Genomic DNA, 15505 nt, shown 5'->3' with positions numbered 1-15505 from the left:
AGGCGTCCTGCCTGACTGCGCGTTCACCTCTCTCACTTCTCACTCCTCTTCACTCCCTCCTCGCCCCATGTGCCTGATCGCCTTCGCCTGGCAGAGCCATCCGCGCTGGCGCCTGCTGTTGGCCGGCAACCGCGACGAATTCCATGCGCGGCCCAGTGCGCCGCTGGCGCGCTGGGATGATGCGCCGATCACCGGCGGCCGCGATCTCGAGGCGGGCGGCACTTGGCTTGGCGTCACCGACAGCGGACGCTGCTGCGTGGTGACCAACGTACGTGATCCGCGCGATCCGCAGCTCGGTGTTTCACGTGGCCTGCTGGCGACCGACTATCTCAACGGCAGTGCGGGCGCGTCGATTCACGCGCAGGAACTGCTGCGCTCGGCTGCGTCATATCGGCCGTTCAATCTGCTCACCTTCGATGCGCGCGACGCGTTCTACCTGGGCAATCGCCCCGAGCCGCGTGCACAGGCAGTGACACTCGGCGTGCACGGCTTGTCGAACGCCGACTTCAACACGCCATGGCCGAAAACGAGTGCCTTGATGCAACACCTGCAGCATTGGATCGACTCGAGCGACGACATGAATTTCGCGCCGCTGTTTGCGGCGCTTGCCGACGAGCAGGTGGCGCCAGATGAGCAGTTGCCGGATACCGGCATCGGGCTGGAACGCGAGCGCCGGTTGTCGGCTGCGTTCATTCGCGGCGAGGCCTACGGCACGCGGGCCAGCACCGTGGTGGCGATCGGTCACGACGGTCACGGTGTGATCGTGGAGCGCCGGTTCGGACCGAATGGTCGCTTCGATGGCGAGACGATGCTGAGCTTCACAGGTTCGTCTCCAACGTAGCAGCTCGTCGAAAGGTCGGCGCCTACGCGCTCCATCGATATCGTCGGCTGCCTGCGCAGCTGGCAGCTGGCTAGCCTGCTCGCAACGTCCACGGATGGGAGCGATGCATGCGCATGGAAAGGCTGTTGCCGATGATCGGCCTCGCGCTGTTTGCCACCGGCATCGCGCGCGCATCCGACTGCCCCGACTGGTCGCCGACACAAGCGAGGCAGGAGCTGAGTGCGTTGCACGACCGGCTCGATCGCTGGAATCACGCGTACCGGGTCGACGGGCAATCGCCGGTCGATGACGCGGTCTACGACCAGGCGCAGAAGCGTCTGGCGCAATGGAGCCGCTGCTTTCCTGCGCAGGCGCCCGCGCCACTTGCGTACCTCGCCGATGCCGGCGGCAGCGCACGTGCGCCGGTAGCGCAGACCGGTCTGGCCAAGTTGGCGGACGCCGCGGCGCTGGCGGCGTGGATGCATACACGCGGCAACAGCGATCTGTGGGTGCAGCCGAAGGTCGATGGCGTGGCCGTGACCTTGCTGTATGTGGATGGCCAATTGCGCCAGGCGACCAGCCGTGGCGATGGCATACAGGGTTCGGACTGGCTGACCAGCGCGCAGCGCATCGGCGCCATTCCCAAGCGTCTGCCGCATGCGCCCGCACGCGTGTTGCTGCAGGGCGAAATCTACTGGCGCCTGCCCGGCCACGTGCAGGCCAGTGATGGCGGTGCCAACGCCCGCTCGGCCGTGGCCGGCGCGCTGGCGCGTGGCACGCTGGACGCCGACACGGCCGCGCAGATTGGGCTGTTCGTGTGGGACTGGCCCAGCGGCCCGGCCGATATGCCAGCCCGGTTGGCCGGGCTGGCGGCGATGGGCCTGGCCGACAGCGTGACGTATACGCGTCCCGCCGCATCGCTGGACAAGGTGCGGCGCTGGCGTGAGCAGTGGTATCGCGGCGCTATGCCGTTTGCCGCCGATGGCACGGTGGTGCGCCAGGGCCATCGGCCGCCGGCCACCGCGTGGGAGGCGGTGCCGCCGAGCTGGGCGGTGGCATGGAAGTATCCGGCAGCGTCGGCCTTGGCCGAAGTGCGCGCGGTGGTCTTCACGATCGGTCGCAGTGGCCGCATCACGCCGGTGCTGGAACTCGCGCCGGTGCAGCTGGACGATCATCGCGTGCAGCGGGTCAGCGTCGGCTCGCTGCAGCGCTGGCAACAACTGGACATCCGACCCGGCGATCAGGTGGAGGTGGCGCTCGCTGGGTTGACCATTCCCCGCCTGCAATCGGTGGTCTGGCGCACGCAGCAACGCGCGGCGGTGACCTCACCGGATCCGCGGGCCTATGGCCGCTTGAGCTGCTGGCAGGCGGTGCCCGGTTGCGAACAGCAATTCCGCGCGCGGCTGCTGTGGCTGGGCGGCAAGCAGGGCCTGCAACTGGACGGCCTCGGTGCCGATACCTGGCAGGCGCTGATCGATGCTGGCCTGATCCATGGCCTGCTCGACTGGATGAAGCTGACTCCGGCGCAACTTGCCACCGTGCCGGGTTTCGGTTCGACACGCGCCGCGGCACTGGCACAGGCTTTTGCCGAGGCACGCGACCGTCCGTTTGCACGCTGGCTGCGAGCGCTGGGAGTGCCGGCCGATGGCATTGCCGGCGCATCGCCGGATTGGACGGTGCTGAGCCACCGCGACGCGGACGACTGGCAATCGCTCGATGGCATCGGTGCCGGTCGCGCGAATCAGCTGGTCGAATTCTTCAGCCACCCTGACGTACGCGACCTGGCGGCGCGACTGCAGGCAGCCGGCGTAGAGGGATTCTGAGTTTCAGCTATTGAGCTGGCCGTCGAGGTAATACCAGCGGCCTGCTTCGCGCACGAAGCGGCTGGTCTCGTGCTGCCGCTGGGCGCGGCCGCCACCGAGCCGATAACGGGCGATGAACTCGACGGTGGCGTGATCGTCGTCGCTCTGCTGGTGCTGGCGGATCTCCAGTCCTAGCCAGGTCGGTGCCGGATGCTGTGCGGCCAGTCGCAGCGACGCCGGGCGCGTGCTGGCATGCCAGCTTGCCAGCAGGTAATCCTCCCGCTTGAGCACATAGGCGCTGTAGCGCGAACGCATCAGTTGCGCGGCCGTTGCGGCGGCGGCGCCATCGTGGAGAGGGCCGCAGCATTGGGTGTAGCCGGCGGGGTTGCCGCAAGGGCAGGGGGTCAGTGTGTCGATCGACTTCATGCCGCCTTTGTACCCGCTTCAGCACATTTGTGCAGGCACGTCGCGCGGGTCGGCGCTCAGGCGCAGCCGCGGCGCCACACGAGGCAGCGGTTGTTGGCCGGCATCGCGATATTGCCGATCAGGTTGAAGCCGACTCTGCTTGCCAGCGCGTCCACCGCCCCGACGTCGCGGATCGCCATGTGCGCACCGCGGGCCTGCAGCCATTGATCGAAGGCGGCATTGCTTTCGCTGCTGTAGCGGCCCTCGTCATTGAACGGGCCGTAGATGATCACGCTGGCGTCGTCGGTGGTGATCGTAGGCAGTCGGGCGAACAGCAGCTCCACTTCGTGCCACGCCATGATGTGCAAGGTATTGGCGCTGAAGATCGCATCGAACCGCATCGCCGGCCACGTGCCGGCCACATCGAATTCCAGCGGTGCGGGTGTGTTCGGCAGCGCCGCCTCATCCAGCCAAGCGCGGATGCCGGGCAGGTTTTCCGCGCGATCCGAGCTTTGCCAGATCAGCTGTGGCAGCGCCGCGGCGAAATACACCGCGTGCTGGCCGGTGCCGCTGCCGATCTCCAGCACATGCCGTCGATCGGCCAGGTGCTGGCGCAGTACATCGAGAATCGGCTCGCGATTGCGCTCGCACGAAGGCGAGTGCGGTTTGATGAAATCTGCGCTCAGGCCGGCCGGCCGCGCAGCACGCGCGCCGGCAGCATCAGCAGGGCGCCGAGGAAGGCGAATACCGCACCCACGGTGATGCCGACCAGGCGTAGCGGCAGCAACAGCAGCCACACGATCGGATACAGCACCAGCGCCAGCAGCGCGAGCGGCCAGCAGAACACCAGCAGCAACAGCCAAAGCAGGAAAGCGGCCATGACATGACCTCATGCGGGTTGGATACGCGGACTTTAGCGCAGCCGGCGGCAAGTGCCCAGATGACTCTTGCCACCCCTGCCGTTCACGGTTTACGCCATCGGATTCACGCCGATCAGCCACAAGTGCAGCCATAGCGCGAAGGCGAGCCAAGCCACGACACCTATCACCACCGTCAATACGTCGCCTTTGAGTGAGCCGGCCGGATAGACGGTGCCGGCCATGCGGTCGCGCCGGCGCGATACCATGAACAGCACGATCGCCCACGCCAGGAACGCGCCGAAAAGCACCACATCGTGCAGCATGCCGGTGGCCAGCAGGTGGCCGAATGCCCACACCTTCACCGACAGCAGCTGCGGATGATGGAGCTTCGCCTTGATGCGGTTGTGCGGCACGCGTGCCGCGACAAACAGCACGAACGCGACCAGCGTGAACAACCCGTTGAGATGGCGCAACGGCAATGGCGGCACGTACAGCAGCACGGGGGGGTGCTGGCGGGCTAGCCCGAAGCCCCAGCAGATCAGCACGAAGCCGGTGATCGACACCAGGGCGAACAAGCCTTTCCAGGGTTTCTCGCCCAGCCGGGCGATCTGCCGGCTGCGCCAGCCATCGGCGAAGATGCGCAGGGAATGCACCCCGAGAAAGATCAGCAGGCCGAGAATCAGTACGGACATGACGGATACCTTGCGGAAGGGTGCGCCGAGTATAGGCGACTACTGGCTTCAGTCAGGTGGCGTATGGCTCGATCCGGACGACCAGCGCCAGGGCGTCGTGGTGCAGCTGCAGCTTGACCGGGCTCGCCGACGAAATCCGCCACGCATCGCCGGCTTGCAGCGCGCCTTCTGTGGTGTCGATCACGCCGCAAGCGCAGTAGATGAGCACGGTGGATGGATCAGGCCAGTGTGCTCCAGGCCCCTGCCACACCAGAATTTCGCCATGGGCATGTTCACGGCGCACCATCAGGTTGAAATCGCGTGTCGGCCCATCCACCAGGTTCACCGCCACCTTGGCCTCGCCGGCAAATGCGAACGGCGCGAACGGCGTGGTCAACGGATGAACGCGGCCATCGTCCAGCGTCATGGTGAAGCCGTTGCCGTCGAGCAATGCGATCTGCCGGTCGATGCCGGGGAAGCGGGAGAACGGCGCCGCACTGTCGACTTCGGCGATGCTCACGCGCCACAGGAAATCGTCGCTGCCGGCGCCGGACGGCTGGACGGCTATTTCGCGCGTGCTGCCGAGACCGTTCTTCCACGGCTGCGATGGACAGTCGGACAGGCGGATGATCATGCGGTGCGCTCGATGATGCGCTGGAACGGCGGCAACGCTTTCAGCATGCCGCTGCCGTAGCGTTTGGTGACCACGCGGCGGTCCAGCAGCACGATGCGGCCGCGATCGGTTTCGTTGCGGATCAGGCGGCCGCAGTATTGCGTCAGCAGGCGCGTCGCCTCGGGAATACTCACCTCGATAAACGGATTGCGCCCGCGCGATTCCAGCCATTCGGCGTAGGTCGCGCCGACCGGGTCGGTCGGCACCGCGAACGGCAGCTGGGTGATCACCACGGTCTCGCAAAGCTTGCCGGGCAGGTCCAGGCCTTCGCCGAACGAAGCCAGGCCGAACAGCGTGCTGCCCTTGCCAGCCTCGATGTCGGCGCAATGTTCGGCGATCAGCTGGGACTTGCCGAGCGAGCCCTGCGCACGCACCTTGCGCACCTGCGCGATCGGCAGCTTCTGCAGCACGCGATCGAGTTTCACCCGCGAAGTGAACAGCACCAGGTTACCGGCGTCCCAGTCGAGATGTTCGGCCAGCCACTCGCTGATTTCCTCGGCATGCGCCTCGCGCGCGTCGGGCAGGGTGCGCATCGCCGGGACCTCCAGCCGTGCCTGCACCGCGAGGTCGAATGGTGAGGGCAGGCTCAGGCACACCGCATCGTCGGGCAGGCCTACGGCATCGGCGAAGCCGCGGAAGTTGCCGCCCGCGCTCAGTGTGGCCGACGTCAGCAACACGCCGCTGGCGTTGCCCCACAGCACGCTGCGCAACAGATCGCCGGCGGAGACCGCCGAGGCATGGCAGACCAGTTGCTGGTCGCCGCCGAGCGTGACCCAGCGCGCCAGCGGTGGTGAATCATCAGGATCGTCGCTCGACCAGGCACGCCAGCAGCTGGCCTGCTTGCCGATGCGCTCCAGGGCGATGCCCAGCTCGCGCGACAACGCTTCCTGGGTTGGGCCACCGTCGGTCATTTCGACCACGGCGCGGCGCACCGCGGTGAGCCAGCGATGCACTTCACCGGTATACATGCTGAGTACGCGCGCATGCTCCACCCAGGTTTCCGGCAACTGGCCCAGCGAGCCGCGATACATCGGCTCGGTTTCGGCCGGATCGGGTAGCCAGCCGAGGCGGATTTCCTTTTCCAGCTCCTCCAGCGTATTGCTGAGTTCCTGCAGCTTCGCGTCGCCGGCATCCAGCGACAGCTTGCCCAGCGTCTGCTTGTCGGTCAGCGAATACGCCGCGTGCACCTGCCGGCCGAGCCGGCTCAGCTGGCGCACGGTGACGTTCATGTAGACCTCGCTGGCGCCGCGGTCGATCGCCTTGCCCGGCACGTGATGGCCTTCGTCGAAGATATACAGCGTCTCGTCCGGCCGCGGCAGGATGATCCCTCCCCAGCCCTCGTCCTCGCCCGGCATGGTGAGGTCGGCCAGCACCAGGTCCTGATTCGCCACGATGATCTCGGCATCGTCCACCGCGCGGCGAGCGGCGAAGAACGGGCAGATCATGAACTGGCCGCACTTGCGCCCGGTGCAGCCGCCGGCGCTGGTGGTCAACATCGGGCGCAGCAGGTCGCTGACGGCTTCCGGCGCGCTGTCCATGTCGCCGTTCCACTCGTTGCGGTCGAATGCGTCGCGCAGCTTTGCCAGCGCCTGCTTGTCGCGCGCCTGCGGCGGCTTGGTCCACAGCGCCAGGTCCGCGTCGAAACCGGCCAGGCCCATCTGCGCGGCGTCGTTGATGCTGTTCGCCGCCATCATGAGGTTGCGCGGGCACAGATATCGACCGCGGCCCTTGGCCAGCGCCACCTTGGCCTCGATGCCGTTGAGCTGCAGGTACAGCGGAATATCGCGCTGCACCAGCTGCTCCTGCAACGCCACCGTGGCGGTGGCGATCAACAGCTTCTTTTTCTGGAAGCGCGCCACGGCCACACCGGCGATCAGGTAGGCCATCGATTTGCCGGTGCCGGTCGGCGCCTCGACCACCGCCACGCCGCCGGTGCGGGCGAAGGCCTTGGCCACCTCGGCGATCATCTTTCCCTGCGAGGCACGCGCGCGAAAGCCCGGCAGCCCGTCCTTCAAGCGTGCATAGGCGGCACGGATGGCGTCTTTGGTGGTGTCGGCGAGCATGCTGGATGGGGAACCTGTGACGCGGATGACGCATGGAGCCCGGCAGCGGTGTCGGCGGGCGGGCAGGCGCGTCGTATCGGAAGCGCAGCTGGGCGTATGCAAGACCGGCAGTTTATCGGCATTGTGTGTCCCGTCGTATGTCTGCAGGTTCACGGCAGCCCGGAGCAGGCGTTTTCGCGCGGCATTGAAGGGGTATGCTAGCCGGCAGGCGTTGGCGGCCGGGCTCGGGGGAGCTCCACCAATGAAACATGTGGGTGCGGTTGAATCGACGCCGTCTGACGGCTCGTTGCAATTGAGCTGGCTGGCTCGGCTGACAGCGGGCAACACACCCAATGAAGTGGGCGCGACGATCGCCGCGCTGGCGCAGGCCCGTCCCGGCTGCGTCAGGGCCTGCGTATTGTGGGGTCTGGATCAGCCGGACCGTCATCACAGCGCACCGGCGATGCGGATCGACGCGGCAGATTGGCCGTGGCTGGACGAAGCCTGTCATTCGGAAGCCCCGCACCGGCATCCCGATCGCCGCCGCGTCGCGATCCGCCTGTGCCAGCAGCCCGAACCGGCGCTGTTGTTGCTGACCCTGCAATCCGATCGCGATGGCACCGGCTTTCTCGATGAACTGGCGGCGCCGTTGCAATTTGCCGGTGAGTACATGCGGCGGGCGCTGGAGTGGGGCGAGCTGCAGCATTCGCATCAGCAACTCGAACGCTCCGAAACGCTGCAGCGCGCCTTGTTTGCGATCTCCGACCTGGCCGGCTCCGAGCGCGACATGCCGGCGCTGCTGCGCGGCATCCACGCCATCGTCAGCACGCTGATGTACGCGGAAAATTTCTTCATCGTGCTGCGCAACGCCGAGCAGGACACGATCCGCTTCCTGTATTTCGTCGACGTCGAAGATCCGCAGCCACCCGGCAACGGACAGGACATGCCGCTGAGCGCGATCGAATACACGCTGACCTGGTACGTGATCAGCGACGGCAAGGCACGCATGGGCAACGCCGAGGAGCTGCGCAGCCAGGTGCCCGGGCCAGTGGCGCTGATCGGCGTGGACAGCTATGACTGGCTCGGCGTGCCGATGTTGCGCGACGGCCAGCCGGGCGGCGCGCTGGTGGTGCAGAGCTATCGGCAGGATATCGGCTTCACCGACGAGGATCTGGCCCTGCTGGAATTTGTCGGCAGCCATATCCTTACCGCGCTCGAACGCAAGCAGACCAAGGCCGATCTGGAGCAACGGGTGCAGTTGCGCACCCAGCAGTTGGCCGAGGCCAATCGCGGGCTGCAGCTGGAAATCCTGGAACGGCAACGTGCCGAATATCTGCAGTCGGCGCTGTTCCAGCTCGCCGAGCTGGCTACCGCGGATATCGACCAGGACGAGTTCTACCGGCGTGTGCACGCGGTGGTCGGCGAACTGCTGAATGCCGAGAATTTCTTCATTGCGTTGCTCTCCGATGATCGCCAGCGACTGACGTTCCCCTATGCCGTGGATGCCGTGAAGCGCCCGCCGGCCGAACGCCCGCTGAGTCGTGGCCTCAGCGAATACGTGTTGCGTCGTGGCACCGCATTGCGCGCGGACAACGCGGATATCGAAGAGCTCGAGCGGCAGGGCGAGATCGTGCCGGGGCGGATGGGTTCGCCGGCGATGTGCTGGCTCGGCGTGCCGCTGATCGTGGGCGACGAAGTGATCGGTCTGGTGACCGTGCAGAGCTACCGGCCCAGCGTGGTCTACGGCCCGGCGGATCAGGAGCTGCTCAGCTTCGTCGCGTCGCAGATCGCCAACAGCCTGACTCGCCGCCGCTCCGCCGAGTCGCTGAGGCGTGCCTACGAGCAACTCGAACACCGGGTGGAAGAGCGCACGCTGGCATTGCGCAAGGAAATCATCGAGCGCGAGCGCATGCAGGATCAGCTCCGTCACCAGGTGATGCACGATTCGCTGACCGGCTTGCCCAACCGCGGCTACCTGCGCGACCGCATCGACCGTGTGTTGGCTGCGATCCGGCGTGATCCACAGCAACGCTGCGCGCTGCTGTATCTGGACGTCGACCGCTTCAAGATCATCAACGACAGCCTCGGCCATCTGGCTGGCGATGAAGTACTGAAAGAGGTGGCGACTCGGCTGGCCGGTTGCGTACGCCATCCCGATCTGGTGGCGCGATTGTCCGGCGACGAGTTTGCGATCCTGCTGGAAGACGTGGAACTGCCGCCAGATGCCACAGCCGTGGCACAACGCGTGATGCACGCCTTGGCTGACCCGATGCTGATCATCGGCAAAGAGTTGCAGGTGACCGCCAGCGTGGGTATCGCGATCGGCGACAGTCATTACGCGGCGGCCGATGAGGTGCTGCGCGATGCCGATATCGCGCTGTACCGGGCCAAGGAACTGGGACGCAAGCGGTTCGAGCTGTTCGACGAGACGCTGGCGAAGAACGTGGTCGACGTGCTGGCGCTGGAAGGCGAGCTGCGCCAAGCGTTGCAGCGCGACCAGTTCGAGCCGTACTTCCAGCCGATCTGTGCGCTGGGCGATGGCAAGGTGGTGGGCTATGAAGCGCTGATCCGCTGGAACCATCCGCAACGCGGCTTGTTGCGGCCGGGCGACTTCCTGAAGATCGCCGAGGACAGCGGACTGATCGAGACGATCGATTGGCGCATGTTCGAACTCAGTTGCGAGTTGCTGCTGCAGCACAGCCGTGCCGACATGTTCATGACGGTGAACGTTTCGGCCTTGCACCTGCGCCACGCCGATTTTGACGGGCGCCTCATCCATATGCTCGAACGCACCGGCCTGTCGCCATCGCGGCTGGTGGTCGAAGTGACCGAAGGCGCGCTACTGGACAACCCCGAGCGCGTGCGCGCCACGCTGGATCGCCTGCGCATGATTGGCGTCGGCGCTGCGCTGGACGATTTCGGTACTGGCTACTCTTCGCTGAGCTACCTGCACTCGCTGCCGCTGCGCATTCTGAAGATCGACCGTGCATTCGTGCATGAGCTGGACAAGGGTGCCAACACCAGCAGTACCACGGTAGTGGCGGCGATCCTAGCGCTGGCGCGCGCGCTGAACATCCAGGTCATCGCCGAAGGCATCGAAACCGAAATCCAGTACGGTGCGTTGATGGCGATGGGCTGCGAGATGGGCCAGGGCTACCTGCTCGGTCACCCATCGCCGATCATGCACTGGTCGGAGTCGCGCGCGGTCGACGCGTGAGCGGGTTTACGCCGTGGCGGCGATCTGCCGCAATGCCTGCTCGAAGGCCTCCGGCGGCTGCCCACCGGAAATCAGGTGCTGGCCATTGATGATCGTCGCCGGCACCGAATGGATGCCGCGGCTCTGGAAGAACTGCTCCTGCGCGCGCACTTCGTCCGCGTAGGTATCGCCGGCAAGGATCTGTTGTGCCCGCTCGATATCCAGGCCTGCCTCACCGGCCAGCCGCAGCAGCGTGTCATGCGCGCTGACGTCTTCGCCATCGGTGAAATAGGCGCGTAGCAGCGCCTGTTTCAGGGTGAGGTGGCGACCTTCCAGTTCAGCCCAGTGCAGCAGCCGGTGCGCGTCGAACGTGTTGTAGACGCGGCTGCGTCGATCCATGTTGAAGGTGAAGCCCAGCGCGGCGCCACGTGCGCGGATCGCCGCGCGGTTGGCATCGATCTGTTCGGCCGTGCTGCCGTATTTTCGCACCAGGTGCTCGGTGGAATCCTCGCCTTCGGCGGCCATCTGCGGATTCAGCTCGAACGGCTGGAAATGGATCTCCGCCGCAACCTCGCCGTCCAGCTTCGCCAGCGCCTGCTGCAGCGAAGCGAGCCCGATGGCGCACCACGGGCAGGAGACATCGGAGACAAAGTCGATACGGAGCGGGGTGGGCGTGGCTGAAGTGGACATCGGGGAACCTTCGCGAAGAACAGGCAGCGCGATTGGCTGCAGATCAGACGTAGGTAGGGTCGCCGACGGGCAGAATCAATCGGCCATCGGATTTCAATTTCCGCGGATGCTCAACGCTACCGCCTCGGCGATCCTGATGCCGTCGACTGCCGCGGACAGGATCCCGCCAGCGTATCCGGCCCCTTCGCCGGCGGGGTAGAGGCCGCGGGTGTTGAGGCTCTGCAGGCTGTCGTCGCGCGTGATCCGTACCGGCGAGGAGGTACGCGTTTCGACGCCGGTGAGGATTGCGTCGTGCATCGCGTAGCCGCGGATCTGGCGTTCGAACGCGGGCAGCGCTTCGCGGATTGCGGCGATCGCATAGTCAGGCAACGTGCTGTCGAGTTTGCCAAGAGTCACGCCCGGCTTGTACGACGGCTGCACTTCACCGAACTCCCGCGAGGCGCGGCCGGCGAGGAAGTCGCCCACCAGTTGGCCCGGTGCGCTGTAGTTTTCACCGCCCAGGACATAGGCATGGCTTTCCAGCGCGCGCTGCAGCGCGATGCCTGCGAGCGGACTGCCGCTGGCGTCGTAGGGCGCGAAATCGGACGGATCGATCCCGACCACCACCGCCGCGTTCGCATTGCGCTCGTTGCGCGAATACTGGCTCATGCCGTTGGTGACCACGCGGCCGGGTTCGGAAGCCGCGGCGACCACGGTGCCGCCGGGGCACATGCAGAAGCTGTACACCGTGCGGCCGCGTCCGTTCTGATCTTTTTTGCAGTGATGCACGAGCTTGTAGTCGGCCGCGCCGAGAACCGGGTGGCCGGCTTGCGGGCCGAACCGGGCGCTGTCGATGACCGACTGCGGGTGTTCGATGCGGAAGCCGATCGAAAAGGGTTTTGCTTCCAGGTACACCCCGCGCGCGTGCAGCATCTCGAAGGTATCGCGTGCGCTGTGGCCGAGCGCCAGCACCACATGATCGGCGCGGATCTGCTCGCCGCTGGCCAGGGTCACCCCGCGGATCTGCCGCTGGCCGTTAGCGGCCGGCTCGAGCAGGAGATCGTCGACGCGGCTGCTGAAGCGGATCTCGCCGCCCAGCGATTCGATGGTGGCGCGCATGTTCTCCACCATCGTCACCAGCCGGAACGTGCCGATGTGCGGCTTGCTGACGTAGAGGATCTCCTCCGGCGCGCCGGCCTTGACGAATTCGGTGAGCACCTTGCGGCCGTGATGCAGCGGATCGCGGATCTGGCTGTGCAGCTTGCCGTCGGAGAACGTGCCGGCGCCGCCTTCGCCGAATTGCACGTTGGATTCCGGATGCAAGTTGCGCTTGCGCCACAGATCCCAGGTGTCCTTGGTGCGCTCGCGCACTTCCTTGCCGCGATCGAGGATGATCGGGCGGAAACCCATCTGCGCCAGGATCAGCCCGGCGAACAGGCCGCACGGACCGAATCCGATCACCAGCGGTCGCTGCGACAGCTTCGGCGGTGCCTGCGTCACGAAGTGATAGTGGGTGTCGGGTGTGGGCTGGACGTGCGGGTCGTCGGCGAAACGCCGCAGCAGCTCCGCCTCGCGCGTGGTGTCGATATCGAGCGCGTAGATCAGCGCGATCGCGCCGCGCTTGCGTGCGTCATAGCTGCGTTTGGCGATGCTGTAGCCGGTCAGTGCGACGGCCTCGATATCCAGCCGCTGGAGAATCGCGGCGGTCAGTGCGGCCTCGCTGTGATCCAGCGGCAGCTTGAGATCGGTCAGTCGCAGCATGCGGATCCGTCGGGGTCGGTCGGAGCGGTGAGAAGGGCCCCAGAGCCGTTACGCGGTCAGGGCTGACCCGCTATTGTCGATGCGATCATGCAGAGTGGACAAGGCGCAGAACGCGCGTAGCCGCAACGTTCACTGCTCGCCGGTGTTACGAAGCTGACGCGGGGCGTCAGCTCAAGCCGCAAGAATGGCCAGAATTTGCTCACCTGTGGCTTGTGGGTGCAGCAGGATCAGGCGCGAGGCACTCCTGCGTGAATGCCGGCAAGCGGCAGCCAGGCAGAGGTGACCATCATTGCTGGCGATCGCCAGCGCGCGGGCCTGATGGGAAGAGTCGTGGCAGACCAGGCCATGCTGGGGGCCGCCGACGATGACGTACTCGATGTCTTGCTCCATGGACGTGTCCTCGGTAATCGGGAAGTTCCCGATATATCAAGCATGGGCCAAGCCACCAAACCCCAAGAAAATGCGGTATGTGTCACAAATTTCGGATGCGGGACGGTTTTCAGCCTTGGGCGGCCGTCGCGGCACGGCTCCTGGCCGCCGGAACGCCATCGCCGTGTTCGGTTTGTAGGCACATCCCGATCGACGCAGTCCATGCGCAGCACGGACTGCGTCGGGCACAGATTTTCGTTGCGGATACCCCGCTGGGGCGGATTATTAGCTACCGATGAAATCCATCTTGCCGATCTCAGTGCCGGCTTCGCGCAGGATGTTGTAGGCGGTGGTGCAGTGGAAGAAGAGGTTCGGGATCAGGAAGTGCAGCAAGTAGGTCTGGCCGTCAAAAGTCATTTCGCCGGTGCGCGTCTTGAGGACGATGGTGCGGGCCTCATTGCCGTCGATCTGCTCGGGCTTGAACGTGTTGATGTATTCGAGCGCGCGGTCGATGCGCGAATAGACCTGCTCCAGCGTGGTCTCGTTGTCCTCGAACGGCATCGGCTCGACACCGGCCAGACGGGCCGTGCCGCGGGTGGCCATGTCGCAGGCGATCTGCACCTGCCTGACCAGCGGCAGCATGTCGGGGATCAGCCGGGTCTGCAGCAGCACTTCGTCGGTGACGCTCTTCGCCTTCGCGTGTTCCTCGCCTTTCTTGAGCACGTGCACGAGATTGCCGAGCGCGCGGATGAAGACGGGAACGGCAGCCTGATACAAGGAAAGCGTCATGGGGATTGCTCCGGTGGGGCGTGGGGGATCGATTCGGACGAAAATTCGTTGAATGGCAGGGTGGGGACGATGTCGTCGATTGCCAATGGCGCCGCGGCAGACGCATGGCGCATCACGCGCACGGCGATGAGCGCGGCGGCAAACAGCAGCGAGGCAGCCAGTACGAACGCCGCGCCTGGCAGATGCTGCACCGGCGCGTGGTCGCTGATGAACAGCGCGAAGATATTGGCGAACAACGCCGGCCCGAAGATGCCGGCGAGGCTGGCCAGGCTGGTCAGCGCGCCCTGCAGGCGGCCCTGCTCATGCGGATCGACCTGATGCGTCATCATCGCCTGCGCCGGCGGTCCGGCCAGGCCACCGAGACTGAGGAACGGAATGCCGAGCAGGAACAGCCACGGCAGCGAGGCGAAGCCGAAGAACATGTAGCCGACGATGCACAGCATGAGTCCGGCCATGATCATCCGCCGCTCGCCCAGCTTCGGCATCAGCCGGCGCACCAGCACGGCCTGTACCAGGCCGCTGCACAGGCCGACCAGCCCGAGCGTGTAGCCGACCGCCTGCGGTCCCCAGCCGTAACGGTAATCGGTGTACAGCACGTAGGTGGAATTCAGCGAGAACTGCGCCAGGTTGATCAGAAAGAACACCACAGCCAGCCCGAACACCTGCGGATAGCGGCGCAACAGCACCACCGCGCCGAACGGATTGGCATGGCGCCAGTCGAAGCGGGCGCTGCGCTTTTCCTTCGGCAGCGATTCGGGCAGCACGAAGTAGCCGTAGCAGAAATTGACCAGCGACAATCCTGCCGCCACCCAGAACGGCAGCCGGATATGCAGATGGCCGAGAAAGCCGCCCAGCGCCGGACCGACGATGAAGCCGATCCCGAACGCGGCGCCCAGCGTGCCGAACGCCGCCGCGCGTTTGTCCTTCGGAACGATGTCGGCTATGTAGGCATTCGCGGTGGAGAAACTCGCCGCACAGACACCCGACACCGCGCGGCCGATGAACAGCAGCCACAGCACCGGCGCCAGCGCCATCACGATGAAGTCGATGCCGAGACCGAAGCTGGAGATCAGGATCACCGTGCGCCGGCCGAAGCGGTCCGACAGCGTGCCCTGCACCGGCGAGAAGATGAACTGCATCAGCATGAACAGCGCGCCGAATGCGCCCGACCATACGGCGGCCTTGGCAATGCTGCCGCCGATCAGATCCACGATCAGGTGCGGTAGCACCGGGATGATGATGCCGAACGCCAGCATGTCCAGCATGACGGTGACGAAGATGAAAGTGAGCGCGGCACGGCGCTGCGGTGTGGCGAGAGTGGGTGGCTGATCCATGGATATTGGCAATGCATTGGGAGGTGCACGATAGCCGAATGGCGCCGGCGCGACACGTGCAGCGAGCACCGAACAGCGGCCGGAGGAGCCGGACCTGACCGATCCGGTGACGCC

Annotated in this window: 14 protein-coding genes; 3 read left to right on the top strand and 11 right to left on the bottom strand. The window is 65.8% G+C overall.

Annotated features, from left to right (window positions below; translation table 11 throughout):
* Nucleotides 1–67 precede the first annotated feature (67 nt).
* On the top strand, nt 68–841 hold the full coding sequence (locus BUA26_RS06725) for an NRDE family protein (protein ID WP_072758949.1): 774 nt from the start codon (nt 68–70) through the stop codon (nt 839–841).
* A 107-nt stretch (nt 842–948) separates the two neighbouring features.
* Nucleotides 949–2643, top strand: coding sequence for an NAD-dependent DNA ligase LigB (ligB, locus tag BUA26_RS06720; protein WP_072758948.1), 1695 nt, complete (start codon nt 949–951; stop codon nt 2641–2643).
* A gap of 3 nt (nt 2644–2646) precedes the next feature.
* Here the strand turns inward: ligB and BUA26_RS06715 are convergent, their stop codons facing one another.
* The 6 genes from BUA26_RS06715 to dinG form a co-directional block, all read right to left on the bottom strand.
* Nucleotides 2647–3048: a YchJ family protein gene (locus BUA26_RS06715; RefSeq protein ID WP_072758946.1), complete on the bottom strand. Its 402-nt coding sequence runs from the start codon at nt 3046–3048 to the stop codon at nt 2647–2649.
* 56 nt (nt 3049–3104) lie between these two features.
* The gene (locus tag BUA26_RS06710; RefSeq protein WP_255368240.1) at nt 3105–3713 is read right to left on the bottom strand and encodes a DUF938 domain-containing protein; all 609 of its coding nucleotides are present in this window, start codon (nt 3711–3713) and stop codon (nt 3105–3107) included.
* The gene (locus BUA26_RS20695; protein ID WP_072760136.1) at nt 3710–3907 is read right to left on the bottom strand and encodes a hypothetical protein; all 198 of its coding nucleotides are present in this window, start codon (nt 3905–3907) and stop codon (nt 3710–3712) included. The genes BUA26_RS06710 and BUA26_RS20695 overlap by 4 nt, the downstream gene beginning before the upstream one ends.
* 90 nt (nt 3908–3997) lie before the next feature.
* On the bottom strand, nt 3998–4579 hold the full coding sequence (locus BUA26_RS06700; RefSeq protein WP_072758944.1) for an NnrU family protein: 582 nt from the start codon (nt 4577–4579) through the stop codon (nt 3998–4000).
* A gap of 52 nt (nt 4580–4631) precedes the next feature.
* On the bottom strand, nt 4632–5192 hold the full coding sequence (locus tag BUA26_RS06695) for a HutD/Ves family protein (RefSeq protein WP_072758942.1): 561 nt from the start codon (nt 5190–5192) through the stop codon (nt 4632–4634).
* The gene (dinG, locus tag BUA26_RS06690) at nt 5189–7294 is read right to left on the bottom strand and encodes an ATP-dependent DNA helicase DinG (RefSeq protein ID WP_072758940.1); all 2106 of its coding nucleotides are present in this window, start codon (nt 7292–7294) and stop codon (nt 5189–5191) included. Before dinG ends, BUA26_RS06695 begins: the two co-directional genes overlap by 4 nt.
* Before the next feature lie 241 nt (nt 7295–7535).
* On the opposite strand from dinG, the gene BUA26_RS06685 reads away from it, so the two are divergent.
* Nucleotides 7536–10490, top strand: coding sequence for a bifunctional diguanylate cyclase/phosphodiesterase (locus tag BUA26_RS06685; RefSeq protein WP_072758938.1), 2955 nt, complete (start codon nt 7536–7538; stop codon nt 10488–10490).
* 6 nt (nt 10491–10496) lie between these two features.
* Here BUA26_RS06685 and BUA26_RS06680 read toward each other — a convergent pair whose 3' ends face one another.
* The 5 genes from BUA26_RS06680 to BUA26_RS06660 form a co-directional block, all read right to left on the bottom strand.
* Entirely contained in the window at nt 10497–11159 is a 663-nt protein-coding gene (locus BUA26_RS06680; protein WP_072758936.1) for a DsbA family oxidoreductase, read from the bottom strand.
* Between the two features lie 93 nt (nt 11160–11252).
* Nucleotides 11253–12899: an NAD(P)/FAD-dependent oxidoreductase gene (locus BUA26_RS06675; RefSeq protein ID WP_072758934.1), complete on the bottom strand. Its 1647-nt coding sequence runs from the start codon at nt 12897–12899 to the stop codon at nt 11253–11255.
* 171 nt (nt 12900–13070) lie between these two features.
* Nucleotides 13071–13289 (bottom strand): hypothetical protein, encoded by a 219-nt coding sequence (locus BUA26_RS06670; RefSeq protein ID WP_072758932.1) that lies wholly within the window; start codon nt 13287–13289, stop codon nt 13071–13073.
* 264 nt (nt 13290–13553) lie between these two features.
* Nucleotides 13554–14057: a DUF1993 domain-containing protein gene (locus tag BUA26_RS06665; protein WP_072758930.1), complete on the bottom strand. Its 504-nt coding sequence runs from the start codon at nt 14055–14057 to the stop codon at nt 13554–13556.
* Complete coding sequence (locus tag BUA26_RS06660; RefSeq protein ID WP_072758928.1) at nt 14054–15391, bottom strand: TCR/Tet family MFS transporter; 1338 nt, start codon at nt 15389–15391, stop codon at nt 14054–14056. The genes BUA26_RS06665 and BUA26_RS06660 overlap by 4 nt, the downstream gene beginning before the upstream one ends.
* Nucleotides 15392–15505: the final 114 nt, after the last annotated feature.

The sequence above is a fragment of the Rhodanobacter sp. OK091 genome (assembly GCF_900142825.1).
Classification (GTDB): Bacteria; Pseudomonadota; Gammaproteobacteria; order Xanthomonadales; family Rhodanobacteraceae; genus Rhodanobacter.
Note: the sequence above shows the minus strand (reverse complement) of the source record. Positions and strands in the feature narration are given on the sequence as shown.